At 64.6% G+C, this 1,163-nt stretch carries 1 protein-coding gene; it reads right to left on the bottom strand.

The features are described from left to right. Window positions 1-1,139, bottom strand: a 1,139-nt coding sequence (locus FNU79_RS18960) for a PKD domain-containing protein (RefSeq protein WP_185974833.1), incomplete at its 3' end; no start/stop codon positions are given. Between the last annotated feature and the right edge of the window lie 24 nt (window positions 1,140-1,163).

Below are 1,163 nucleotides of genomic sequence, written 5' to 3'. Positions count from 1 at the left end.
TTGTGACTCAGGGTCTGCGTCTCCACACCCGTGATATCCACGGCTGGCGTGCCGTCGCCCCAGTCGAGCTGGTAGGTCAGGGCCTTGACCAGCCCGGTGAGGGTGGCCTGCCCCTGCAAAGCGGTACTCGTCGCGGTCAGGGTGGCCAGCGGCTGCGTGACGGTTACGGTCTTGATGGCCGCCGGTGATTCCGGCGCTTTCAAGCTGACGGTATAGCTGCCTGCAACAGTGTAAGTATGAACACGGGTGCCGACCGTCAGGCCGGTGATGACCTCGCGCTGCCCGTCGCCCCAGTCCAGGGTGTAGCTCAGGGCAGGAATCAGAGCGCTGAAGTCGGCCTTGATCACGTCGTAGACGCTGGCGGTGATGGGAGTGAGGGTCAGGACTGGCGCGTCCACGCTGACGTACTTGACGTTGAGGGTGACGCTGCTCGGATCTCCAAGCGCGGGAGTCACGGTAATGGTGTAGGTGCCGGGGGCGCTGTAGGTATGCAACACCACGGCGTCGGAGGTCTGGGCGACGAGCGGCTGTTCCTGGCCGTCGCCCCACTGAACGCGGTAGGTAGCCGCTGGGCTGAGCCGGCTCAGCCGCAGAGTTGCGTTCAGGTTGAGATTGGTGGCGCTTAGCACTGGGGTCGGCACGTTCACGGTCACAGTCTGCTGAACGGGGGGGGCGTCGGCGTACTTGACCAAGATACTGAAGGTGCCGGGCTTGGCGTACTGGTGGGTGCGGGTAAAGGTTCTTACACCGGTGACCGGTTCATTGACCCCGTCGCCCCAGTCGAGGGTGTAGGTGAGGGTCGGCACCAGCTGACCGAGCACAGCGCTGAAGGTGGTGTCGGTGGAGCCCCGGGCAGGGGTCACGCTCAGCGTGACCCCTGGGAGGGTTAACGTCACGGTAGCGGTGACGCTGGGAGCACCCGGCGTGCTGAGTTCGAGGACGTAGACACCGGGTTTGGCGTAAGTGTGTGTCAGGGTGTCGGTGACTTTGCCAGTGAGATCGGTATTCGAACCGTCACCCCAGGTAAGCCGGTAAGTCAGGCTCTCCTGCAAGCCGCTGACCACGGCGGTCACGCTCAGCGCGTCCGTCGTTGAAGTCAGGGTGGCCGCCGGCACACTCACGGTGAGCGCGGCGCTCACCGGAGCACTCCCGGGCACACTCAA

The sequence above is a fragment of the Deinococcus detaillensis genome, assembly GCF_007280555.1.
Taxonomy (GTDB): domain Bacteria; phylum Deinococcota; class Deinococci; order Deinococcales; family Deinococcaceae; genus Deinococcus; species Deinococcus detaillensis.
This window is presented reverse-complemented; position numbering and strand designations above follow the sequence as displayed.